General features: G+C 66.9%; 27 protein-coding genes. 13 read left to right on the plus strand and 14 right to left on the minus strand.

Going from position 1 to position 22,432, the window contains the following annotated elements; all coding sequences use genetic code 11:
* Positions 1 to 3: 3 nt before the first annotated feature.
* Genes ACQR1I_RS13435 through ACQR1I_RS13445 form a run of 3 tightly spaced genes read right to left on the minus strand, consistent with a single transcriptional unit; the run spans position 4 to position 2,403 of the window.
* On the minus strand, positions 4 to 1,422 hold the full coding sequence (locus ACQR1I_RS13435; RefSeq protein ID WP_434865062.1) for a sensor histidine kinase: 1,419 nt from the start codon (positions 1,420 to 1,422) through the stop codon (positions 4 to 6).
* A complete protein-coding gene (locus ACQR1I_RS13440) occupies positions 1,419 to 2,084 on the minus strand; it encodes a response regulator transcription factor (RefSeq protein WP_434865063.1) in 666 nt (221 codons plus the stop codon). Before ACQR1I_RS13440 ends, ACQR1I_RS13435 begins: the two co-directional genes overlap by 4 nt.
* Before the next feature lie 13 nt (positions 2,085 to 2,097).
* The gene (locus tag ACQR1I_RS13445; protein WP_434865064.1) at positions 2,098 to 2,403 is read right to left on the minus strand and encodes a PepSY domain-containing protein; all 306 of its coding nucleotides are present in this window, start codon (positions 2,401 to 2,403) and stop codon (positions 2,098 to 2,100) included.
* A gap of 29 nt (positions 2,404 to 2,432) precedes the next feature.
* Between ACQR1I_RS13445 and ACQR1I_RS13450 the strand changes: the two genes are divergently transcribed.
* Positions 2,433 to 2,984, plus strand: coding sequence for a hypothetical protein (locus ACQR1I_RS13450; RefSeq protein WP_434888732.1), 552 nt, complete (start codon positions 2,433 to 2,435; stop codon positions 2,982 to 2,984).
* A 15-nt stretch (positions 2,985 to 2,999) separates the two neighbouring features.
* Here ACQR1I_RS13450 and arsB read toward each other — a convergent pair whose 3' ends face one another.
* The 4 genes from arsB to ACQR1I_RS13470 form a co-directional block, all read right to left on the minus strand.
* Positions 3,000 to 4,028: an ACR3 family arsenite efflux transporter gene (arsB, locus tag ACQR1I_RS13455; protein ID WP_434865066.1), complete on the minus strand. Its 1,029-nt coding sequence runs from the start codon at positions 4,026 to 4,028 to the stop codon at positions 3,000 to 3,002.
* 4 nt (positions 4,029 to 4,032) lie between these two features.
* The gene (locus tag ACQR1I_RS13460; protein ID WP_434865067.1) at positions 4,033 to 4,560 is read right to left on the minus strand and encodes an arsenate reductase ArsC; all 528 of its coding nucleotides are present in this window, start codon (positions 4,558 to 4,560) and stop codon (positions 4,033 to 4,035) included.
* The gene (locus ACQR1I_RS13465) at positions 4,553 to 4,915 is read right to left on the minus strand and encodes an ArsR/SmtB family transcription factor (RefSeq protein ID WP_434865068.1); all 363 of its coding nucleotides are present in this window, start codon (positions 4,913 to 4,915) and stop codon (positions 4,553 to 4,555) included. Before ACQR1I_RS13465 ends, ACQR1I_RS13460 begins: the two co-directional genes overlap by 8 nt.
* 71 nt (positions 4,916 to 4,986) lie before the next feature.
* Positions 4,987 to 5,634 (minus strand): Crp/Fnr family transcriptional regulator, encoded by a 648-nt coding sequence (locus ACQR1I_RS13470; protein ID WP_434865069.1) that lies wholly within the window; start codon positions 5,632 to 5,634, stop codon positions 4,987 to 4,989.
* Positions 5,635 to 5,709: 75 nt separating this feature from the next.
* Here ACQR1I_RS13470 and ACQR1I_RS13475 point away from each other — a divergent pair, with 75 nt between their 5' ends.
* The 5 genes from ACQR1I_RS13475 (at position 5,710) to ACQR1I_RS13495 (ending at position 10,983) form a co-directional block, all read left to right on the plus strand.
* A complete protein-coding gene (locus tag ACQR1I_RS13475; RefSeq protein WP_434865070.1) occupies positions 5,710 to 6,189 on the plus strand; it encodes a hypothetical protein in 480 nt (159 codons plus the stop codon).
* A gap of 94 nt (positions 6,190 to 6,283) precedes the next feature.
* Positions 6,284 to 6,601, plus strand: a complete 318-nt coding sequence (locus ACQR1I_RS13480) for an ArsR/SmtB family transcription factor (RefSeq protein WP_434865071.1) — start codon at positions 6,284 to 6,286, stop codon at positions 6,599 to 6,601.
* A gap of 47 nt (positions 6,602 to 6,648) precedes the next feature.
* Positions 6,649 to 8,025, plus strand: coding sequence for an NAD(P)-binding domain-containing protein (locus tag ACQR1I_RS13485; RefSeq protein ID WP_434865072.1), 1,377 nt, complete (start codon positions 6,649 to 6,651; stop codon positions 8,023 to 8,025).
* 25 nt (positions 8,026 to 8,050) lie between these two features.
* Positions 8,051 to 9,238 carry an MFS transporter gene (locus tag ACQR1I_RS13490; RefSeq protein WP_434865073.1) on the plus strand — a complete coding sequence of 396 codons (1,188 nt, stop codon included), beginning with the start codon at positions 8,051 to 8,053 and terminating at the stop codon, positions 9,236 to 9,238.
* A 170-nt stretch (positions 9,239 to 9,408) separates the two neighbouring features.
* Positions 9,409 to 10,983 carry an EAL domain-containing protein gene (locus tag ACQR1I_RS13495; RefSeq protein WP_434865074.1) on the plus strand — a complete coding sequence of 525 codons (1,575 nt, stop codon included), beginning with the start codon at positions 9,409 to 9,411 and terminating at the stop codon, positions 10,981 to 10,983.
* A 15-nt stretch (positions 10,984 to 10,998) separates the two neighbouring features.
* Here the strand turns inward: ACQR1I_RS13495 and ACQR1I_RS13500 are convergent, their stop codons facing one another.
* On the minus strand, positions 10,999 to 11,430 hold the full coding sequence (locus tag ACQR1I_RS13500; protein ID WP_434865075.1) for a CHRD domain-containing protein: 432 nt from the start codon (positions 11,428 to 11,430) through the stop codon (positions 10,999 to 11,001).
* Between the two features lie 185 nt (positions 11,431 to 11,615).
* Between ACQR1I_RS13500 and ACQR1I_RS13505 the strand changes: the two genes are divergently transcribed.
* Positions 11,616 to 12,272 (plus strand): TetR/AcrR family transcriptional regulator, encoded by a 657-nt coding sequence (locus tag ACQR1I_RS13505; RefSeq protein WP_434865076.1) that lies wholly within the window; start codon positions 11,616 to 11,618, stop codon positions 12,270 to 12,272.
* A gap of 164 nt (positions 12,273 to 12,436) precedes the next feature.
* On the opposite strand, the gene ACQR1I_RS13510 is transcribed toward ACQR1I_RS13505, so the two are convergent.
* From ACQR1I_RS13510 to ACQR1I_RS13520, 3 genes are all read right to left on the minus strand, one after another.
* Complete coding sequence (locus ACQR1I_RS13510) at positions 12,437 to 12,958, minus strand: DUF1772 domain-containing protein (RefSeq protein ID WP_434865077.1); 522 nt, start codon at positions 12,956 to 12,958, stop codon at positions 12,437 to 12,439.
* On the minus strand, positions 12,955 to 13,602 hold the full coding sequence (locus tag ACQR1I_RS13515; protein ID WP_434865078.1) for a TetR/AcrR family transcriptional regulator: 648 nt from the start codon (positions 13,600 to 13,602) through the stop codon (positions 12,955 to 12,957). The genes ACQR1I_RS13510 and ACQR1I_RS13515 overlap by 4 nt, the downstream gene beginning before the upstream one ends.
* A gap of 160 nt (positions 13,603 to 13,762) precedes the next feature.
* A complete protein-coding gene (locus tag ACQR1I_RS13520) occupies positions 13,763 to 13,906 on the minus strand; it encodes a hypothetical protein (protein WP_434865079.1) in 144 nt (47 codons plus the stop codon).
* 102 nt (positions 13,907 to 14,008) lie between these two features.
* Between ACQR1I_RS13520 and ACQR1I_RS13525 the strand changes: the two genes are divergently transcribed.
* Entirely contained in the window at positions 14,009 to 14,419 is a 411-nt protein-coding gene (locus tag ACQR1I_RS13525) for a TetR/AcrR family transcriptional regulator C-terminal domain-containing protein (protein ID WP_434865080.1), read from the plus strand.
* A 281-nt stretch (positions 14,420 to 14,700) separates the two neighbouring features.
* Here ACQR1I_RS13525 and ACQR1I_RS13530 read toward each other — a convergent pair whose 3' ends face one another.
* The gene (locus ACQR1I_RS13530) at positions 14,701 to 15,417 is read right to left on the minus strand and encodes a GntR family transcriptional regulator (protein WP_434865081.1); all 717 of its coding nucleotides are present in this window, start codon (positions 15,415 to 15,417) and stop codon (positions 14,701 to 14,703) included.
* Between the two features lie 172 nt (positions 15,418 to 15,589).
* Between ACQR1I_RS13530 and ACQR1I_RS13535 the strand changes: the two genes are divergently transcribed.
* From ACQR1I_RS13535 to ACQR1I_RS13550, 4 genes are read left to right on the plus strand one after another with little or no spacing between them, the layout of a single operon-like run.
* A complete protein-coding gene (locus ACQR1I_RS13535; RefSeq protein ID WP_434865082.1) occupies positions 15,590 to 16,483 on the plus strand; it encodes a VOC family protein in 894 nt (297 codons plus the stop codon).
* A gap of 29 nt (positions 16,484 to 16,512) precedes the next feature.
* Positions 16,513 to 18,045, plus strand: coding sequence for a bifunctional 3-(3-hydroxy-phenyl)propionate/3-hydroxycinnamic acid hydroxylase (locus ACQR1I_RS13540; RefSeq protein ID WP_434865083.1), 1,533 nt, complete (start codon positions 16,513 to 16,515; stop codon positions 18,043 to 18,045).
* A gap of 31 nt (positions 18,046 to 18,076) precedes the next feature.
* Entirely contained in the window at positions 18,077 to 19,405 is a 1,329-nt protein-coding gene (locus tag ACQR1I_RS13545) for an MFS transporter (protein WP_434865084.1), read from the plus strand.
* A 14-nt stretch (positions 19,406 to 19,419) separates the two neighbouring features.
* Entirely contained in the window at positions 19,420 to 20,271 is an 852-nt protein-coding gene (locus tag ACQR1I_RS13550) for a fumarylacetoacetate hydrolase family protein (protein WP_434865085.1), read from the plus strand.
* Between the two features lie 61 nt (positions 20,272 to 20,332).
* Here ACQR1I_RS13550 and ACQR1I_RS13555 read toward each other — a convergent pair whose 3' ends face one another.
* Positions 20,333 to 20,791 carry a nuclear transport factor 2 family protein gene (locus tag ACQR1I_RS13555; RefSeq protein ID WP_434865086.1) on the minus strand — a complete coding sequence of 153 codons (459 nt, stop codon included), beginning with the start codon at positions 20,789 to 20,791 and terminating at the stop codon, positions 20,333 to 20,335.
* Between the two features lie 61 nt (positions 20,792 to 20,852).
* Positions 20,853 to 21,653 (minus strand): bifunctional hydroxymethylpyrimidine kinase/phosphomethylpyrimidine kinase, encoded by an 801-nt coding sequence (gene thiD / locus ACQR1I_RS13560; protein WP_434865087.1) that lies wholly within the window; start codon positions 21,651 to 21,653, stop codon positions 20,853 to 20,855.
* Positions 21,654 to 21,797: 144 nt separating this feature from the next.
* Between thiD and ACQR1I_RS13565 the strand changes: the two genes are divergently transcribed.
* Positions 21,798 to 22,043 carry an Lrp/AsnC ligand binding domain-containing protein gene (locus ACQR1I_RS13565; RefSeq protein WP_015665678.1) on the plus strand — a complete coding sequence of 82 codons (246 nt, stop codon included), beginning with the start codon at positions 21,798 to 21,800 and terminating at the stop codon, positions 22,041 to 22,043.
* Positions 22,044 to 22,432: the final 389 nt, after the last annotated feature.

Below are 22,432 nucleotides of genomic sequence, written 5' to 3' on the forward strand. Positions count from 1 at the left end.
CTGTCAGCTGGCCGTCAGGATGGAACGTATCTGTTGAGGCACCAGGGCCGGCGATTGCGGGCCTTGCGGCGCCGGCATGAGGGCCGGGGCGATCGTGATCTTGGCACCGCCGAGTTCGGAGCGCCCGATCTGCAGCTTCCAGCCATACGCCTCCAGCACGTCCTGCACGATCGCAAGGCCCAGGCCGCTGCCCGGCCCCTGCTCGTCGAGGCGGCCGCCGCGCTCGAGCACGCGGCCGATCTGCGTGTCGGGAATGCCCGGACCATCATCCTCCACCGTCACGCTCGGCGGGGCCGCGCGCGCGACGATGCGCACCGTGCTTGTCGCATGACGCGCAGCGTTCTCCAGGAGATTGCCGAGCACCTCGGCGAGATCGGTACGATCCATCGCCACGCTCAAGCCCGCCGGCACCTCGCCGTCGAAGCTGACATGCGCGGCGGCCGGCGTGCGGCCGAGCGTGCCGAGCAGCGCCTCCACCAGCGGCGCCAGTTCGGTCGACGCCTGCGGCTCGCCGCGCAGCTTTCCGCGCAACCGCGCCAGCGCCAGCTCGCGGTCGACCTGGCGGCTCATGGCCTCGGCGACATCCTCGACATTGCGCGCCAGCTCCAGCTGGCCGAGCTCCTTGAGCCGCGCGGCGTCGGCGGCGAGCGCGGCCAGCGGCGTCTTGAAGCCGTGCGCGAGATCGGCGGCGCGGCTGCGCGAGCGCACGATCTCACGGCTCTGCGCATCGAGCAGCGCATTGACCTCCTCGACCAGCGGCGCCACCTCGGTCGGCACCGCGACCGGAAGATAACGGCGCCGGCCGTTGCGGATCTCGGCCACGCCACGGCGCAGCACCGTCAGCGGCCGCAGCCCGAGGCTGACCTGAACCGAGGTGCCGATCGCCAGGATGACGGCGAGCACCGCGAGCGCGATCGACAGATCCTTGGCGAAGGTGCGCACCGCGCTGGTGGCGCCGTCGAGATCGTAGGCCACCGCGGCGCGCACCCGGATCGGGCGTTCCGGATTCATCACGATGCCGCGCTCGGCGACCAGCACGCGCGCACCGTCCGGTCCGGCGAGCTCGTGCTGATGCACGTCGGTCGGTCCCGGCTCGTCGATCGGCAGCGGCAGGATCGTGTCCCACAGCGAGCGCGAGCGCAGCAGCTGGCCGTGATCGTCGGAGAGCTGCCAATACAGGCCCGACAGCGGAATGATGAAGCGCGGATCGGCGGGCGCCCGCGACACCATGATGCGGCCGTCGGCATCGACCTCGAGACCGTTCAGCAGCTGGCGCAGATGGACGTCGAGATCGGAGGCGAGCGTCCGGGCGACATGACGCTTGAACAGCACCACCATGCCGAAGCCGGCGACGCCGAGCGCGACCAGGATTGCGATGGTGCCCGCCGCCACTAGCCGAAGCCGCAGCGAGCCCAGCCTCATTGCGCCGTCTCCGCGATCATGTAGCCGAAGCCGCGGCGGGTCTCGATGATCTCGGCGCCGAGCTTCTTGCGGACCCTGCGGATCAGCACTTCGAGCGCGTTGGAATCGTGATCATGGCCGAGGCCGTAGACGTTCTCCTCCAGCTCGTGCTGCGGCACGACCCGGCCGCTCTGCCGCAACAGATAGGCGATCAGCCGGTACTCGAGCTGCGACAGCGCCACCGGCACGCCGCACACGCTGACCTTCATCTGGCGCTCGTCGAGCGCGAGATCGCCCGACGACAGCACCGACGAGGCGTGCCCCGACGAGCGGCGCACGATCGCGCGCAAACGCGCCAGCAGCTCCTCGTTGCGAAACGGCTTCGGCAGATAATCATCGGCGCCGGCATCGATGCCGTCGACCCGCTCGGCCCAGCTCGCGCGCGCGGTCAGGATCAGGACCGGCATGTGGCGGCCCGCGCCGCGCCAGCGCTTCAGCACCGACAGGCCGTCCATTTTCGGCAATCCGAGATCGAGCACGACGGCGCCGTAATCCTCAGTATCGCCGAGAAACCAAGCCTGCTCGCCGTCGCCGGACATCTCGACCAGATAACCCGCCGCCTGCAGCGTCCGCGACAGATCGGACGCCAGCCGCGGATCATCCTCGACGAGCAACACACGCATCTCTCATCCCCAACTACTTTTCCTCGACCAGCTCGATCTCGCCGCTGCGCGCATCGACATACACCTCGCGCACCCGGCCGTCGCGCCCGATGATTCGAAACTCGTAGCGCCAGCGACCGCGCTGACGCTCGACATCGACCCCGGTCACGTCGCCGGCGATCCGGCTGCGCAGCTTGGGAAGAATCTGTGACAAGGGCAAGGCGTCGCCGGATTCGACCGCGCGGCGCATCGCGTCGCGGCGCTCGCGATCGTCCTCGCGCGCGACGGTCGCCGCCGACGCCGCCGTCGAGATCAGCATCGCCAGCAAAGTGATGCGCATGGACCGTCCGATTGAAGGCGAATGCATGATTGTCCCGGTCCGACGATGAGATGTTCGAAGAAACGCGCCGCTGGCTGCGCTGTGGCCGGCGGCTGTGGATTGCACATGACTTGCAGATGCTGGAGTTGCAGACGCTAGGTGCGGAGTCGATTTTGATTTTCCGATGTCGGAATTGTGCCCGGATTCGAGCAAGCCTTGCGGGATACACATGGCCCGGCATTCTGCACGAACGAGCTGACAAGTTGCTGACGCACGGCGACGGGTTGTCGTCAGCGGGGGTGCGAGACGATCCCGGCCCGGAGCGGCCGAGCCATGGCTGCCTGCTGATGAGGAGATCGATCTTGCGAAAGCTGTTGATGCTCGCCGCCGTGATGGCAGGACTTACCATGGCAGAACCTGGCACCGCCTCGGTGGCCCGCGCCGACGTGGTGGGGACGCCAACTCTCGCGCCGCTGGCCCATGCCCAGCCAGGCGTCGCTCAGCTCGCCGCGCGGCATGCGCAGGCTGATGAGCTGCAATACGAGCCGAGCAAGCGCGATCGCGAGGGCGACGACGACACCGAGGACGAGCCGCGCCATTGAGGCCGGCGCCGTGCTCTAGGCCGGCAGTCCCGCTTCGTACCACTCCCGGCTGGCCTTGACGATGCGCACGACCGACAGCATCACGGGCACCTCGACGAGAACACCCACGACCGTCGCCAGCGCGGCGCCGGAGTCGAGCCCGAACAGGCTGATGGCGGCGGCGACCGCGAGCTCGAAGAAGTTGCTGGCGCCGATCAGCGCCGCAGGCGCCGCGACACACCAGGCGACGCCGAGCCGGCGGCTGAGCCAATAGGCGATGCCCGCATTGAGATAGACCTGGATCAGGATGGGCACGGCGAGGATGGCGATGACGACGGGCTGCCTGAGGATCTGCTCGCCCTGAAAGCCGAACAGCAGCACCAGCGTCGCCAGCAGCGCCAGCAGCGACACCGGCTGCAGCACGCGCAAGGTGCGCTCGAAGGCGCCACCCTTGGCGCGCAGCAACGCGCCGCGCCAGAGCTGCGCCACGATCACCGGCACCACGATATAGAGCAGCACCGACAGCAGCAGCGTGGTCCACGGCACCGCGATCGAGGCGACGCCGAGCAGCAGCCCCACCAGCGGCGCGAACAGGAACACCATGATGACGTCGTTGAGCGCGACCTGGCTCAGCGTGTAGTGCGGCTCGCCCTCGCAGAGGTTGGACCACACGAACACCATGGCCGTGCATGGCGCCGCGGCCAGCAGGATCAGACCTGCGACATAGGACGACAACTGTCCTGCCGGGAGCATCGGCGCAAACACGTGGCCGATGAACAGGCTGCCCAGCAGCGCCATTGAAAACGGCTTGATCGCCCAGTTCACGACCAGGGTGACGCCGATGCCGCGCCAATGCGCCTTGACCTCGCCGAGCGCCGCGAAGTCGATCTTCAGGAGCATCGGGATGATCATCAGCCAGATCAGGCCTGCCACCGGCAGGTTCACCCGGGCGATCTCGGCGCCCGCCACGGCGGCGAAGACGCCGGGCAGCAGATGGCCGAGAGCGATGCCGACGCCGATGCACAGCAGCACCCAGATCGTCAGATAGCGTTCGAACGTCGTCATCGGATCAGGCCACGTCGGAGCGGAACGCGGTTGCGCCCTCGCCGGCCCCGATCTCGCGCAGCCGGGTGCCCAGCGACAGCGCGTCGATGCGGTCGAGCGGCAGATTGATGAAGGCGCCGATGCGGTTCTTCAGGTAACGGAAGGCGGTCGTGAATGCCGCAAGCCGCTCCAGCTCCGTGCCCTCGGCCGCCGCCGGATCTTCGATGCCCCAATGCGCGGTCGTCGGCTGTCCCGGCCAGATTGGGCAGGCCTCGCCGGCGGCGTTGTCGCAGACGGTGAAGACGAAATCCATCACCGGGGCGCCTGCGGCAGCGAACTCGCTCCAGCTCTTCGAGCGCAGATCCCCGGTCGGATAATCCATGCGCCTGAGCAGTTCGATCGCGAGCGGATGCACCGCCCCCTTCGGCGTGCTGCCGGCCGAGAAGGCGCGGAAGCGGCCGGCGCCGTCCTTGCGCAGGATCGATTCGGCGAGCACCGAGCGCGCGGAATTTCCGGTGCAGAGAAACAGCACATTGTAGCTGCGATCAGGCACGGCTCTTCTCCTTCCGCTTCGGCGGACAACACGGCGTGAGGCTTGCGATGACGGGCGCGCAGATCTCCGGCCGGCCGCCGCAGCAGTCCTGCAGCAGGAACAGAGCGACCTGCTGAAACGCCGCCAGATCGGCGCGGTAGACGATCGAGCGGCTGCGCCGGGTCGAGCCGACGAGGCCCGCGCGCGCCAGCACGGACAGATGCGCCGAGAGCGTGTTCTGCGGCACCTCGAGCAGGCGCGCGAGCTCGCCTGCGGCCAGCCCCTCGGGCTCGTGCTGCACCAGGATGCGGAAGGCCTGCAGCCGCGTGGACTGCGCCAGCGCGGCCAGGGCCATGACGGCCTGCTCGTTTTCCATATATCCAGAATTATCGATATAGTGGATGAGCGTCAAGGCTGACGTTGGATGGACCGGCGTGGTCCAACGCCTCAGCGCAGCCGCAGGCGGCTGCCGCGCACGATCAGCGCCCCGGACTGCTGCATGCGCGCCAGCGCGCGGTAGAGCGCTTCATGGGTGAGGCCGAGCTCGGCGGCCCAATCCTTCTTCGAGCGATCGAGCGCGATCGTGCCGCCCTGGCCTTCGGTTTCGAGGAAATGTACGATTCGCTCGCGTGCCGTCTTGAGGCTCAGCCGCTCCGCCTGCGCACGGACCTTGCGCAGCTCTCGCGCCAGATGGTCACTCCATCTCTCCCGGATCTCCGGGCGCCGCAGCGCTTCCGCGAATGCTTGGCTGTCGATCGCGAGCAGCACCGAATCCTGCGCCGTCACGGCGTCGCAATGATAGGCCGCCTGGTCGAGACTGGCTTCGGCCAGGAAGCCCTGACGCGCGCGCTGCAGGACGACGTCGTCACCGCCGCGCGAACGGCGCAGCAGCCTGACCTCGCCGCTGAGGACGAAGAACATCGCCCGCGGCCGATCGCCCCGGCGGAACACGTGGCCATGCCGCGGGATCTCGACACGCCGCGTCCGCAGCCGCGCGGCCTCTGGCAGCGCAGCCAGCAGCGGCGACAGAGGTGCGAGCGCCGGCCAATCCAGCTGCGGCAAGCGTCCCGGCGCGCGATCGTCGATCGGAGGCATATGATCGGGATCATATGCGTCTGCAGGCCGCCTGGTCTACCCACGACGCACCGCGCTCGATCGAACGGAGATGTCATGCGCATGCGTCTGGCCGCCACCACTTTGGCATTCGTCACCGCGGTCAGCGCCGCCCTGGCGCAGCATCACGGCCATCATGGTCATGGCAGTCACGATGCGCCGCCGGCCGACACGCGCGAGCGAGTGGCGTTCCCGCCCGAACTGACCGCGCACACGCTGGCGAACATGCGCGACCATCTGCTGGCGCTGCAGCAGATCAACGACGCGCTCGCCGCGGGTGACATGGACGAGGCCAGTCGCATCGCCGAGCAGCGGCTCGGCATGACCTCGCTGCGGCTGCATGGCGCCGCCGAGGTGGCGGGCTTCATGCCGCAGGGCATGCAGGACGCCGGCACGGCGATGCACAAGGCCGCGAGCCGCTTCGCCATCGCCGCGCAAGATGCGGGCGTGACCGGCGATCTCAAGCCGGCGCTGAAGGCGCTCGGCGAGACGATGGCGGCCTGCGTCGGCTGTCATGCCGGCTACCGGCTCAAATGATCCCGCGCGGCGGCTCCTTCCCCGCTTTGGCATAATTCCAACATTCTAGAAATATCGTTTGACGCCGGGGTTCGCCTGCGGCATGCTCGCCGCCATGAAACTCGACGACGTCGCCGCACGACTGGAAGCGCTCGGCAACACCACGCGCCTGAAGATCTACCGTGCGCTGGTGCGCGCCGGGCATGCCGGGATGCCGGTCGGGAAGCTGCAGGAACGGCTGAAGGTCCCCGCATCGACCCTGTCGCACCACGTCAAGACGCTGGTCGCGGTTGGGCTGATATCGCAACGACGCGAGGGCACGACGCTGATCTGTCACGCGGAATACGACGTGATGCGCGGCCTGCTCGGCTTTCTCGTCGCCGAATGCTGCGTCGAGGAGCGCGGCTGCGGCACGGCGAGCACGGCGGCTTGATCATTTGACCTGTAATTCGATAATTCTAGAAGTATGGGAGTTCGAAGATGACGGAAGCCAAGACAGTTGCCAAGACGGTTGCAATCATCGGCGCAGGCCCGGTGGGGCTCGCAGCGGCGGCGCATGCGCTGGAGCGCGGCCTGACGCCGGTCGTGCTGGAGGCCGGTCCCGAAGCCGCACATGCCGTGCGGCAGTGGCAACATGTGCAGTTGTTCTCGCCGTGGAAGTACAATGTCGACACGGCGGCGGCGCGGCTGCTTGCGTCGACCGGCTGGAATTCGCCCGACCCCGAGGTCTATCCGACCGGGCGCGAGCTGATCGACTCCTACCTCGCGCCGCTGGCCACCCGCACCGCTCTGCGCGACGTCATCAGGACCTCGCATCGTGTCACCGCGGTCAGCCGCACGGGCTTCGACAAGGCCAAGTCGAAGGGACGCGCCGAGGCGCCGTTCGAGATCCGCTACCGCAACGGTAAGGGCGACACCGCGATGCAGGCCGATGCCGTGATCGACGTCTCCGGCACCTGGTTCTCGCCGAACCCGGCCGGCAACAACGGCCTGCCTGCGATCGGCGAAGCCGAGCATGCGGCGCGCATCGCGTATGGGATGCCCGACGTGAAAGACGCGCAACGCAGCCGCTATGCCGGCAAGACCACAGCCGTGCTGGGCGGCGGCCATTCGGCGGTCGGGACCCTGCTCGACCTCGCAAGTCTCGCCGAGGACGCGCCGGGCACGCAGGCGATCTGGCTGCTGCGCGCCGATGATCCCGCCAAGTCGTTCGGCGGCGGCAGCGCCGACCAGCTTGCCGCGCGCGGCGAGCTCGGCATGGCCTTCGCCGCGTTGGTGCGGTCGGGGCGCATTGCCATCGAGGCAGGTTTCCAGGTCACGCGGATTGCCGATGAGGACGGCCGGCTCTCGATCCTCGCGCGTGGCGATCGACGCATCGCCGCCGACGAGCTGATCGTCGCCACCGGCTTCCGTCCCGACCTGTCGCTACTGTCGGAGCTGCGGCTGCGGCTCGATCCCGCCATCGAGGCGCCGGTAGCGCTCGCGCCCATGATCGATCCGAACGAGCATTCCTGCGGCACCGTGCGGCCGCACGGCGCGCGCGAGCTGGCACAGGCCGACGAGCCCAGACTCTATCTCGCCGGCATGAAGAGCTATGGCCGCGCGCCGACCTTCCTGATGATCACGGGCTACGAGCAGGTCCGCTCGATCGTGGCCGACATCGCGGGAGACAAGAAGGCCGCCGCGCGTGTCGAACTGAAGCTGCCAGAGACCGGCGTCTGCACCCGCGGCGGGCTCGAGAGCATTGCAGCCCTGTCCGGCTGCTGTGGCGGACCGGCGCCATCCAGCGTAGACAGTTGTTGCGCCGATGATGCCAAGGCCAAGGCAGCGGGGCGCACCGGCTGCGGTTGTTCGTGAGCGCGCCAAGGAGAGGTGCAAAGGAATGCAGGCACGACGGCTGGGCGTGGTCATCGCTCTCGGCACCGCCCAGACGCTGGCCTGGGGATCGAGCTATTATCTGCCGGCGATCCTCGCCGATCCGATCGCCCGCGACCTCGGCCTGTCCAACAACTGGTTCTTCGCCGCCTTCTCCGCCTCGCTGATCATCTCCGGGCTGCTCGGCCCACGCATCGGCCGCCAGATCGACCGTGTCGGCGGCCGCCAGGTGCTGTGCGCGTCCAACCTCGTGCTGGCCGTCGGGCTCGTGCTGCTCGGCCTGTCGCACTCGCTGTGGGTGATGGCGATCGCCTGGCTGTGGCTCGGCGTCGGCATGGGCCTGGGTCTCTACGACGCGGCGTTCGGCACGCTCGGACGGATCTACGGCAAGGATGCGCGCGGCGCGATCACCGGCATCACCCTGCTCGCGGGCTTCGCCTCGACCGTCGGCTGGCCGCTGAGCACCTGGGGGCTTGCGACGATCGGCTGGCGCGAGACCTGTTTCGCCTGGGCGATCGCGCATCTCGTGATCGGACTGCCGCTCAATCTGTCGCTGCCGCGCGCGACCGAGGTCGCGGCGGGCGATGCGCCCACGGCCAAGCCGAACATCGCGCTGGACCGTCCGATGCTGCTGATCGCCTTCGCCATGGCGGCGGCCTGGACCGTGACCGCGGCGATGGCGGTGCATCTGCCGCGGCTGATGGAGGCGTTCGGCGCGACGCCTGCACAGGCGCTGTTCGCCGGCATGATGATCGGACCGGCGCAGGTCGTCGCGCGGGTGTTCGAGGCCGGCTTCCTCAGCCGCTTTCATCCGCTCGCCTCGGCGCGGCTCGCCTGCATCACCCATCCGATCGGCGCGCTGACGATCGGACTGTTCGGCGGAGGCGCCGCGGCGGCATTCGCGCTGCTGCATGGCTCCGGCAACGGCATCCTGACGATCGCCCGCGGCACGCTTCCTCTGGCGATCTTCGGCCCCACCAACTACGCCTACCGCCTCGGCCTGATCGGCGCGCCGTCGCGCATCTGCCAGGCTTTCGCGCCGCTGCTGTTCGGCCTGCTCATCGACGTGCTCGGCCGCGGCGTGCTGATCGTATCGGCGAGCCTGAGCCTGTCGGCGCTCGCCGCGCTGATGCTGCTCTCGGCCGGGCGAACCGAGGCGGCGCTGCCGGGTACGGCTCCTGACAAGGCCGCCTGAGCCGCTCCCGCTAGGACTTCCTTAACCAGCTTTGCGCGTGCGCTGCAGCGCTCGCGCCTGCCGTGCAACCGCAGGGCTGGCATATACGGAAATTTGAAGGTTGGATTGAACGATGCCCGTGATCGTACGGGGTGGGGTGTCACAACGCGATGGCATTGCAGCGCAAACATATGCTTCGCTTGGGCGCCGTGACCGCCTGCGTCGGGATCTTCCTGGCCGGCGCCGATTTCGCGGTGACGGCGCTGATCGGCAACCAGACCGCGCGCCAGCTCAGCGAGCTGAGCTCTGTCGCGCTGCGCCGCTCGGAAGCCGCGATCGACTCCGCCGGCGTGATCCTGAACCGGCTCGCCATCGCGGGCGGCATGGATTGCGGCGAGAACGCCCTGCAGGCGCTACGCCTGCACGTCTATCAGGGCACGATCATCAAGGACATCCGCACCGTCGATCGCGACGGCTCGGTCGCGTGCGCGGCCTATCCCGAGACGCTCGAATTCGACAATGGCTGGGCCCGGCGCGACCAGATGTTCACGTCGGCCGACGGCCAGCTGCGGCTGTTCCAGGTCGAGCAGTTCACCGGCGCCGCGTTCGGCGTGCTGCGCGACATCGACGCGCAGCGCTCGCTGGCCGCGATCCTGCGGATCGACGGCAACCTGCTCGACGTGATGCCGGTGGGCCTGCGCGCCGAGAGCCACGTCACCCTGACCCTGCCCGACGGCGAGCAGGTCGCCGGCTATCATCCCGACGCCTCGGCCAAGCCGCCGGCGCAGACCTTAGCCTTCAGCACCACGTCCGACCGCTATCCGCTGCAGGCCACGATCCACGTGCGGCCGCAGAGCCTTAGCGCGCGCCACGACATGGCCTATCTGCTGACGATGCTCGCCGCCGGCATGCTGGGCGGCGTGTTCGGCCTGCTGCTGGCGAGCACTCTGAACCGGCCGGTCGATCCGGTGGCCGAGCTCGACCGCGCGCTCGCCGGCAACGAGTTCAAGCCGTATCTGCAGCCGATCTTCAGCCTGCGCACCGGCGACGTCGTCGGCTGCGAGATGCTGGCGCGCTGGGAGAAGCCGGACGGCCGGCTGGTGCCGCCGATGAGCTTCATTCCGCTGGCCGAAAGCAGCGGCCGCATCGAGAAGCTGACCTGGCAGCTGCTGTCGACAGCGCTACGCGAACTGCAGCCGGAGATGCGGCGCGACAAGCTGTTCAAGCTCTCGGTGAACATCACGCCCCGTCATCTGCTCGGCGACAGCTTCATCGACGATCTGCGCCAGGTGGTCGCGTCGTCATCGGTCTCGACCCGCCAGGTCGTGCTCGAGGTGACCGAGCGCGAGGAGCTGCCCGATCTCGACAAGGCGACGGGCGTGGTGAAGCAGCTCGGCGAGTTCGGCTTCCGCGTCGCGCTCGACGACGTCGGCATCGGCCACAGCGGCCTGTCCTACATCCAGCGGCTCGGCGCGCGCATCCTGAAGATCGACAAGTTCTTCGTCGACGCGATCACGCGCGACCAGTCGGCGGTCGTGGTTGTGCAGATGCTGGTGGCGCTGGCGCGCGAGCTCGACATGTCGGTGGTCGCCGAAGGCATCGAGGACCAAGCGCAGGTTGATGCGCTGATCGCCTGCGGCGTCGAAGAAGGCCAGGGTTATCTGGTGTCGCCGCCGCTCTCGCTGCCACGCTTCAAGCAATTCCTCGAGGTGCGCCACGCCGTGACCGGCGCGGCGCAGATCAAGCAGCCCGAGCTGGCGGCCTGAAGCCGGGCCGAAGCCTCACTGCTTGATCATCTGTCCCCGGATCTCGCCACCCGGATTGGCCTGGGTATGGATGTTGGCGTACCACTTGCCGGCGAGCAGATCAGCCGCCTGCGCCTCGCTGATGACCAACGATCCGGTGATCGGCGGCTGCGGGCTCTTGAAGGGCAGCACGATGCCGGCGTTCTTGCCGGGCTCGCTGGGGCCGTGGAAATGGGCGCCGATCGGCGGACCGCTCAGGCCGGAGAAGTTGATCGTCCAGGTCAGCGTCCGCGTTGCGGTGTCGAAGCTCGCTTCGGCCGTGCCCGATGCCGGGCTCGCATTGGGCGGCACCGAGTTGGCGGCGCTCAACTCTGACTTCAGGACGATGGTCTCTGCGTGAGCCTGCGGCACGGCCGCGGCTGAGGCGACGACGGCGAACAACGCCAGATGAACCAATGCCCGAGACATGCTTTTCCTCCCCCTGCCGGCTTCGTGCCGCATTTCCGATACCCCGCAATCTAACGGATATTCCTTAAACGACTTGGTATCGACACGGGTTTGTGGCTCCGGCCGCGTTGATTGAACAATCCCCACCCCTGTGCCAAACAGGTGCGGGACCACAAGGGCCTCGATAGAAAGCCATGGCGGATCGAATGGTTGCTTCCAGGACGGCGCGCGGCAAGGTGGGGCGCCCCCCGCTCGAACGTGCCGGCGAGGTCGAGCAGCGCATTCTCGACGCGGCCAAGCGGGTGTTCCTCGCCCATGGTTTTGAAGGCGCGAGCGTCGACGAGATCGCCCAGACGGCACGTGCCGGCAAGCCGACGATCTATGCACGGTTTCCCAGCAAGGCGGCGCTGTTCGCCGCCGTCATTGCCCAGCACGCGGCGCGCAACACCCAATATGAGAATCTGGTGCCGCAGGGGCGCACCTTCCGCGCCCGCCTCGTCAGCCTCGGGCTGACCTTGATCGATCGCGCGTTCGTCGACGACACGATCGGCCTGATGCGGACGGTGATAGCTGAAAGTCCACGCTTTCCCGAACTGACGCTCGAGATCCAGGACACCGCGCGCAAGCGCGCCACCTGCAACGTCAGCCACGCGATCGGCGAACTGGCGCGCGCAGAAGGCCTCACCGGCAAAGGCGCCTTCGCTGCCGACAGGCTCGAGGACACGGCGCGCATCTTCCTCGATCTCGTCGTGTTCGCGGTGCTGATCCGTAGCCTGCTCGGTGAGGACATGCGCGCGCTGAAGAAGGAAGCGCAGGCCCATGTCGAGAAGCGCATCGACTTCTTTCTGGCGGCGACGACGTAACCAGAGTTGTCGGTACGCCGCGGCGGAGACGCCCCAATGCCGGCCATTCAAAGAATACTGCGATGGTACCGTGAGCGAACTGCACGGATTGCTGCAAGGGGCATGATTGTCGCAGAAGTCAGACGCAGAACTTCTTGTCTCAATGGGAATTCTGCGACAGACGGTCATGCCGTCCTAGGATTTGCCGCCCTCGGATCCAATGTAAAGATGGCGATGCCTGTCAGCGCCAGTGTGACGCCGCTGACGATCGTGCGGACCGTGTTCCAGAACTGCCATGGCCCCGAATAGTTTTCCCAGATGCGTCTCGCCTCGGTTGGATCGTGCGGAATGGCGACGGCGGCGAGCGCTTCGTTCATTGGGACGTTTACAGTCATGGTCAGGATCATGCCCCCGGAGAGGTAAAGCAGGCCGGCGCCCGCGAAGATCAGGCTGGCAGCCTTGAGTCGGCAGAACCATGCGATCATTGCGGTCGCGATCAGGACGAAGGGCGTCCCGAAGAACGCCGGCGCGAAAACCGAATTTCGCACTGATGCGTTCATAGCCTGCATCGCACCGATCGCAAGCGCTGGATCGATAGCGTCCAGCCCCCACATCGTCGAACAAACCCACGCATAGAAGAAGCCGAAGATCGCGCCGCTCGACAGCAGCGACAGAATTGAAAACAGGTAAATGACGAACGTCCTCACGAAGGTCTCCTGTAGGGTGGTGGCGAGGAGGGCACGCAGCCGGCGGGCCGTTGGAGTTGCAGAAAAAGGACCATGGCCTCGCTCGCCCGCCGCTCGATTTCCGAAGGCGGCAGTTCGTCGATGACACCGATGACCCGGCGAACCTGAAGATCGCCGATCAGCAGGCGAAAATAGATCTCGGTGGCGGCGGCCGGGTCGTCGCAAACAAACCCGGACCGGCTCGCGGCTTGCAGCAGATCACGGACGAGAGGCGCGATGGTATCGCGCCCGAATTGTGCGATTGCCGGGCCGAGCGTTTTCGTATCGCTGATGTCCCCAGCCGCCGCGCGGTTGAGAACGATGGCCTTGTCGCTCGTCACGAGAGACAGGAGGATGGGTCCGAGCGCGGCCAGCGTATCGAGCGGATCGTCCCCCGTTTGAAGCGCCCTCTCCAGCAGCTCTTTGGCCTCTTTGGCGTTGGATTCGATCAATGACCGGAACAGGCCCTGCTTGTTGCCGTACCAGTTGTAGAGCGTTTCATTGGAAACCGATGCGCGCTGGGCGATCGCAAGCAAGGACGCAGCCTTGTACCCGGACTCCTTGAGCAACGCATATGCGGCTTCTTCTATGCGTTCGCGCCGAGCGATCTGCTTGGGTGTAGCCACTATGCGTAACCTCATTCTCCTAGACTAAATCGTACACAACTATTCGATTTTGTCAACGGCGTCCCGTCGAGGGATCGCTGTTTCGACAATCCTAAATCTCGAGCCGAAATCGCCGACGCTAATTTCCGAGAAGAATTGGCGTCGGCTGCAGACGCGGGGCTCAACGGCGACTGGCGATGGAAACGTCGGGACGGGTGGCGAAGCTGCGCTCTTCGTCGGCGGAATTGGCGCGTTCGGCCATGGCCGGCGCGGATAGCGCGGTGACCGTGGCCAGTGTCGTCGGAATGAGGAATCGCCGCAGCATTGGGGTGCCCCTTGATGAGAGTTCGAGAAGATCGCCCGCCCCGCCGACACGTCACAGACGGCGTCAGTAGAAGCGGTGGAGATGATGCACCGGATCGTGGCTGTGGCCGACGCTGAACCGGTCGGCCGCGGCGATGGCGCCCGCCTCGTCAGCCTCGGGCTGACCTTGATCGATCGCGCCTTCGTCGAGGACACGATCGGGCTGATGCGGACGGTGATCGCTGAAAGTCCGCGCTTTCCCGAGCTGACGCTCGAGATCCAGGATACCGCGCGCAAGCGCGCCACCTGCAACGTCAGCCACGCGATCGGCGAACTGGCGCGCGCCGAAGGCCTCACCGGCAAGGGCGCCTTCGCCGCCGACAGGCTCGAGGACACCGCCCGCATCTTCCTCGATCTCGTCGTGTTCGCGGTGCTGATCCGCAGCCTGCTCGGCGAGGACATGCGCGCGCTGAAGAAGGAAGCGCAGGCCCATGTCGAGAAGCGCGTCGACTTCTTCCTGGCCGCGACGACCTGACTTCTGGGCTCGCGCTGCGCGCGCCCCGGGGTTGACGAGAGATTGAAGTTTGGCGTTCGTCCATTTCCACATCGTCATGGCCGGGCTTGTCCCGGCCATCCACGTCGTCCGGCATCCTGGAGAGCGCGTGGATGCCCGGGTCAAGCCCGGGCATGACGGAGCAACTAACTGGCAGCGCTGATCGTCGCGAGAGCCGCATCGGCCTATGCGATAGCTGTCGCGTCGGCGGAAGCTGCACCATCGCATGATGCCAGAGCCGGTCATCTCCGGACCGGCGTAGCCTACGTCTCGATGCCCTTCTTCAGCTCGGGGAAGATCGTCTCGTCCTGCAGGATCACGTCGGCCGTGCGCTGGTAATGCGCGGTCAGCAAGGCCACGGCGCGGTCGGTGTCGGCGTTGAGCACGGACGTCACGATCTCGGCATGCTCGTCACCGACGGCGCGCGATGGAAAGGCCTTGCGTATCGACAGCCGGCGATAACGATAGAGCTGATCGGCGAGCTGGCCGCAGAAGCCGACGAGGGATTGCGAGCCGCAATTCGCGATCAGGACGCGGTGATAGATCCGGTGCAGCTTCTCCCACTCCGGATTGTCCTCGAACGTCGTCGCGCTCAGTGAGCGCGGCGCGCGGCTGAGACGATGCTGCGCCAGCACCAGCTGCTCCTCCCATTGCGGCGTGGCGGCCTTCATCGACTCGCGCAGTGCCAGCGCCTCGACCCAGCAGCGCGTCTTGGTCAGCTCGGCGAGCTCGGCGCGGCTGATGTCCTTGACGTAGAAGCCGCGCTGCTCGCGCACCTCGACGAGGCCGTCGGCGGTGAGACGGTTGAGCGCCTCGCGCAGCGGCGTCTGCCCGGTCTGATAGGTCTCGGTCAGGAACCGCATCTGCAGCTTGCGCGATGGCGCGAGCCGCCCGGACAGCAGGTCCTCGCGCAGCCGGTCATAGACATGGCTCGCCTGGGTCGACGGACCCTGCCCCTCGATGTCCACAACCGCATCCACGTACGATCTCCTCCGATTCCGCCGCTATATATAGAGCTTCGCCTCAAAACGTAAAATTTATAAATTCTGATTGATTTAGATTTTTTCTGTAATAAAATGACCGGGCCGGTCAGCCGGCCACGGCACAAGAACATCGCGCGCGCCCCAGGTGATCGCGTGGGAGGACACGTCCATGACCCGCTTTCCGGTCACGGCTCTGCGCAGCGTCGATCTCGGCACGCCCGATCTCGGACGGTCCGAAGCGTTCTATCGGGAGGTCTGGGGGCTGGAGCGCGTCGCGACCGCCGATGGCGCGGTCTATCTGCGCGCGGCCGGAGCCGACCATCATGTCGTCGCGCTGCATCCGGGCGATCGCACCGAGCTGAAGGCGGTGACGTTCCGGCTCGCTGCGGCAAGTGATTTCGACACCGTCGCGCGCAACGCGATAGAGCAAGGTGCCACGCTGATCTCAGCAGCCGGGCCGAACGCGGCGCCGGATGGTGGCGTGATCATGAGCCTGCGCAGCCCCGAAGGATGCGCGCTGCGCTTCGTGCACGGCGACATCAGGCACGAGGCCAAGCCATCACGACCAGAGCTTCCGGAGCGCCTCGCCCACGTCAATCTCAACAGCACCGACGTCGACCGCACCGCGGCGTTCTACGAGAAGGCGCTCGGCTTCAAGCTGACCGACCGCTCCGCGGCGATGGCCTTCGTCCGCTGCAATGCCGATCACCACGCCGTCGTCATCGCTGCGGCCAAGGTCAACGGCCTCAACCACGTCGCCTTCCTGATGCCGACCTGGGAAGGCGTGATGCGCGGCGCCGGCCGCATGATCGACGCCGGCTACCCGATTGCGTGGGGCGTCGGCCGCCACGGGCCGGGCGACAACGTGTTCGCTTACTTCATCGATCCGGTCGGCACGGTCATCGAATACACCGCCGAGGTGCTGCAGGTCGACGACGACTATGTCGTGCGCGGCCCCGAGCATTGGGTCTGGCCGCCCGGCCGCACCGATCAATGGGGCATCGCGCCGCCCAAGGCCGATCACGTCAAGGCCGCGCAGCTCGCCGTCGGCTTCGCCGTCTGATCCCCTCTCAGCACCGAGTTCCGAGCGTCATGACTGCCACGTCGAATGCAGAACATTTTCAGGTCGTGATCATCGGCTTCGGCCCGACCGGCGCCATCGCCGCAAGCCTGCTCGGCGAAGCCGGCATCACGACACTTGCGATCGACCGCGCCCGCGACATCTACGACAAGCCGCGAGCGATCGCGCTCGATCACGAGATCATGCGGCTGTTCGACAATCTCGGCATCGCCGGAGAAGTGGGCCGCTACGTCGCGCCGTTCCCGGCCTCCGAGCATTTCGGCGCACAGGGGCAACTGATCCGCCGCATCGACATGGTCGGCGAACCCTACCCGCTCGGCTACACGCCGACCATGGTGTTCACGCAGCCGCCGGTCGAGCAGGTGATGCGTGACCGCGTCGCCGGCTATCCTTCCGTCACCGTCGAGCTGGGCACGACGCTGCTCGAGATCAGGCAGGACACGACAACGGCGACTGTCGTGCTGCAACGAGAGGACGGCACAACACGCGAGGTCGGCGCCGACTATGTGATCGCCTGCGACGGCGCGTCCAGCACGGTGCGCCAGAAGCTCGGCATCAGCTTCGACGATCTCGATTTCGACGAGCCCTGGCTGGTCGTCGACATCAGGGTCAACGCGACCGGCGCCGGCAAGCTGCCGGCGACCGCCGCACAGTTCTGCAATCCGGCGCGACCGACCACCTACATCATCGGCCCCGGCAACCATCGCCGCTTCGAGATCATGCTGCGGCCGGGCGAGGACCGACACGCGATGGAGCAGCCGGAGCAGGTCTGGCGCCTGCTCTCGCCCTGGCTCACGCCTGATGATGCCGAGCTGTGGCGCGCGGCGAGCTACCGCTTTCATGCGCTGGTCGCGAGTCGCTGGCGCCAGGGCCGCGTTCTCCTGGCCGGCGACGCGGCGCATCAGCAGCCGCCCTTCATCGGCCAGGGCATGTGCCAGGGCCTGCGCGACGCTGCCAATCTCTGCTGGAAGCTCGTCCGCGTGTTGCGCGGTCAGTCGAGCGAAACGCTGCTGGACAGCTACGAGGCCGAGCGCGGCGCTCATGTGCGCGAGCTCACCACGCGCATCAAGGCGATCGGGCGCGTCATCTGCGAGCAGGATCCGGCGGCTGCCGCGGCGCGCGATGCGCGGATCCTGGCCGAGGGCGGCGGCGCGCCGCGCACCATCACCCGGCAGGAGATCGTGCCGCCGCTGACGACCGGGCTGCTTGCCACGACGGCGAATGCCGCCAACGGCACGCTGTTTCCGCAGCCCTGGATTCTGCGCGACGACGGCCGCGCGTTGCTCGACACCATCGCCGGGACAGGATGGCGCCTCGTCATCGATGGCGCTTCGCCAATCGACGCGTCTCCGCCAGCCGGCATCACGGCCATCATCATCGGCGGCAACGGCCTGCGCGAGGAAAGCAGCGTCGTTGCGCGCTGGTTCGCGCGCCACGGCTGCAGTGCAGCCCTGGTGCGGCCCGACCACTACGTCTACGGGGTCGCCGGCGACGCGCAGGAGATCGCTGCCCTGCTGAGCGAGCTCGACGAACGACTGAACTGATCACAACAAGAACATCAAACGGGGAAGCGCCATGACGACACCATCGGAGACGACATCAGTAGGAGGACGCGCCATCGCGGTCCTCATCATGCTGTTCCTGTTCCAGACGCTGAACTTCTTCGACAAGCTGGTGTTCGGCCTGTCGGCCGTGCCGATGATGAAGGAGCTCGGTCTCAGCCCGAAGGAATTCGGCCTGATCGGCAGCAGCTTCTTCCTGTTGTTCTCGCTGTCCGGCATGGCGGTCGGCATGTTCGTGGTCGGCCGCTTCCCGGTGAAATGGCTGCTGCTGATCATGGCCGGCGTCTGGTCGGCGACGCAGATCCCGATCTTCTTCTCCGGCTCGATCGCCGTTCTCGTGATCTGCCGCATCATTCTCGGCGCCGGCGAAGGGCCGGGCCTGCCGACCGCGCTGCATGCCTGCTACAACTGGTTTCCGCAGGACAAGCGCAGCGTGCCGAGCGCGGTGGTGTTGCAGGGCATCAGCGTCGGCCTGCTCGCCGGCGGCCCGATCCTGACCTATGTGATCGTCAATTACGGCTGGCGCACCGGCTTCCTGTTCTGCGGCCTGCTCGGGCTGGCGTGGATGCTGGGCTGGTTCTTCGTCGGCGGCGAGGGTCCCTACTCGGCCCTTACGCCGGAGGCCGCGACCGCCAAAGAGACAAGCAAGGACAAGGCGCTGCAGGCGCGCGTGCTGTGGGGCGATGCCACCGTGATCGGCGTCATCATCATGTCGACTGCGTCGTACTGGATCGTCGGCATGTCCGCGACCTGGCTGCCGCCTTATCTGCAGCTCGGGCTCGGCTACAAGCAGGTCGATGTCGGTTGGATCATCTCCGGCATCTATCTGTTCCAGTCGCCGCTGCTGCTCGGCGGCTCCTGGCTGACGCAATTCCTGCAGCGCCGCGGCGTCAGCCTGCGCGCCTGCCTCGGCCACGCCTCGGGCCTCGCGCTGCTCGCCGCCGGCTGCGCGCTGCTGCTGAGCATCGTCACAACGGGCCCGCTGCAGCTCGTCTGCGTCGCGATCGCCTTCGCAGCGCCCAGCCTCACCACGATCTTCGGCCCGGTCGCCCTCGGCGCCATCGCGCCGGCGGTGCAGCGTGGCCGGCTCATCGTCGTGATCTATTCGGGCAATGCCGCCTCGGCGCTGATCTCGAACGCGCTCACCGGGTGGATCGTCGGCGAGGCCGGCAGCAACGTGCCGCTCGGCTATGCCCACGCCATGACCTTCACCGCCGGCGTGCTGATCGTCGGCTCCGTCTCCGCCTTCGCACTGATCTTCCCGGAGCGCACCATCGCGCGCTTCGCGAGGACCGCGCAGCAACCGACCTCCCCGTCCGCCGTCGCAGCGGTCTCGACCTGACCAGAGGACATCAGATGAAATTCGCAAGCTTTACGATCAACGGCACGCCGTCCTGGGGACTGGTGGAGGGCGATAAGGTCGCCGATCTCGGCGCAGTCCTGCGCGACCGCTTTCCCGATCTCAAATCGGCGATCGCCGCCGACGCGCTGAAGAGCGTCGCCGCAGAGGCGGCTCGCGCCAAGCGACATCCGCTGGCATCGATCAGCTTCCTGCCGGTCATTCCGAACCCGGACAAGATCCTGTGCATCGGCCTGAACTACGAAACGCATCGCAAGGAGACCGGCCGTTCGGAGGTCGAGAACCCCACGGTGTTCGGCCGCTTCGCCAACAGCCAGACCGGGCATCTCACCGACATCATCCGCCCGCGCGTCTCGACCGATCTCGATTTCGAGGGTGAGCTCGCGATCGTGATCGGCAAGCCCGGCCGCTACATCCCGCGCAGCGAAGCCTTCAAGCACATTGCCGGCTACGCCTGCTACAACGAGGGCAGCGTGCGCGACTTCCAGCGCCACACCCATCAGTTCACCCCGGGCAAGAATTTCCCCAGCACCGGCGCGTTCGGACCGTGGCTGGTGACATCAGACGAGATCGACGATCTCGGCCCGTTGCGGCTACAGACGCGGCTCAACGGGGAGGTGGTGCAGGAGGCGACGATCAGCCAGATGATCTTCGATATCCCGCGCCAGATCGAATATTGCTCGTCCTTCACGCGGCTCGAACCGGGCGACGTCATCGCCACGGGCACCCCGGGCGGCGTCGGCTCACGCCGCACGCCGCCGCTGTGGATGAAGCCGGGCGACATCGTCGAGGTCGAGATCGACCGCATCGGGCTGCTGCGGAACGGCGTCGCGGACGAAGCCGTCTAAACGTCCACTATTCTTGGACTTCGCGCGCGGCAGCTGACCTGCCGCGCGCATGTGGCCGGCGTCAGAACATGCCGTTGGTGTTGGCCGACTGTTCGGGAATGGGCTGCACCGAATCCCAGTGCTCTTCGATCTTGCCGTCCTTCAAGCGAAAGATGTCGACGATGGCATTGCCGCGGGTGCCGGGCTCGCGAAGCGCGTGCACGCGCAGAATGACGAAGTCGCCGTCGACCAGCACCTTCGTGATCTCGCTGTGGGATTGCGGGTATTTGGCTTTCAGGAATTCGATGAACTTGCGAAATCCTTCCGGGCCATCCTCGGCATTCGGATTATGCTGGATGTAGGTGCCGAGATATTTCGAGGCAGCTGCAAAATCCTTGCGATTGAGGCCCTGCTCATAGAAGTCGAGCACGATCGCCTTGTTGCGCTCTTCGTCGGCGGAATAGGCGCGCTCGGCCATGGCCGGCGCTGATAGCGCGGTGACCGTGGCCAGTGTCATCGGAATGAGGAATCGCCGCAGCATTGGGAGGTCCCTTGATGAGTTGGAGAAGCTCGCCTGCCCCGCTGACACCTCGCAGACGGCGTCAGTAGAAGCGGTGGAGATGGTGCACTGGACCGTGGCCGTGACCGACGCTGAATCGGTCGGCCGCGGCGATGGCGCCGGAGATGAAGGCCTTGGCATTGCGGACCGCGGCCTCGAGGCTCTCGCCCTTGGCAAGGCCGGCGGCCACCGCCGAGGACAGCGAGCAACCGGTGCCGTGGGTATTCCTGGTCGGGACGCGCGGCGCCGACAGCGCGAGGCTGCTTTCGGCTGTGATCAGAAAGTCGGTGCTGTCGGTGCCCTGCCCGTGCCCGCCCTTGATCAGCACGGCCGGGCAGCCGAGCGCGAGCAGCCGGCGGCCCTGCGCGGCAATCGCGTCGTTCGTGGTCGCGATCTCCTCGTCCAGCAGCGCGGCCGCCTCGGGCAGGTTCGGCGTGATCAGCGAGGCCTGCGGGATCAGCCGGCGGCGCAGCGCGTCGATCGCATCCTCCGGCAGCAGCCGGGCGCCCGAGGTCGCCACCATCACGGGATCGAGCACGACATGAACAGGATTCCAGCGGCTAAGGCTCGCGCTGATGGCGTCGGCGATCGGCGCCTGCGCCACCATGCCGATCTTGACGGCGCCGACGGCGAGATCGTCGAACACGGCGTCGATCTGGGCGGCGACGAAGTCGGGCGGCACCAGGTGCACGCCGGTGACGCCCCTGGTGTTCTGCGCGGTGAGCGCGGTCAGCACCGAGGCGCCGTAGACGGACAGCGCCGCAAAGGTCTTGAGATCGGCCTGGATGCCGGCTCCCCCGGAGGAATCCGAGCCTGCGATGGTGAGTGCGACGGGGGTGCTCATGCCCTTTTCCTAGCCCGGCCCGGCCACGCCCCGCAAGCTGGCCACAGGCCCTAAGGAAGCCGGCCGCGAGCCCTGAGAAAGCGTATCGACTCCGCCCGAAAACGTTATATTGAGGCTTCAAACGTCTTCCGGAGACAGTCCGCAATGGTTCCCTTCTTCGTCCAGATCAAGTGCAAGCTCGGCCAATCCTACGTCGTGGCCAATGCGCTGGCAGAGGCCGAGATCGCCTCGGAGATCTACTCCACCGCGGGCAATTACGACCTGCTGGTCAAATTCTACGTCGACAAGGACACCGACATCGGCCACTTCGTCAACGAGAAGGTCCAGGTCCTGCCCGGCATCCAGGACACGCATACCATCATCACCTTCAAGGCCTTCGGCGCCACCTAGAACGGCTGCAGAGAGAGGCCCCATCCGGCGCGATCACGGCCGCCGGGATGACAAAGGCGCCCGCCGTTTCCGACGGGCGCCGAAGTCCTGAAAATCGTACAAGCATGCGTTCGTCATGAAAGGCGATGGGTGACCGGCGAGCCAGCGTCGGCGCGCGCATTCGGCCGAGCCCAATCCTGGCCAAGGTTCGGAAAGCCGGACGCCTCGCGGGTGAAGAGCAAGGGGAGCGTCGAAGCGCCCGGCTTTCCTTTTCGGCAACTTGGCGATAGGCCTCTATACGCGGTGCACGGCGCACCGGGTCAAGACCAGCAAGGCGATCGAGACGATCGATCAAGAAGTTGAGACGAAAACTCAAGACGAGAAAGCTCAAGACGAGAGAGCTCAAGACG

This window comes from Bradyrhizobium sp. HKCCYLS2038 (genome assembly GCF_051167655.1).
Taxonomy (GTDB): Bacteria; Pseudomonadota; Alphaproteobacteria; order Rhizobiales; family Xanthobacteraceae; genus Bradyrhizobium.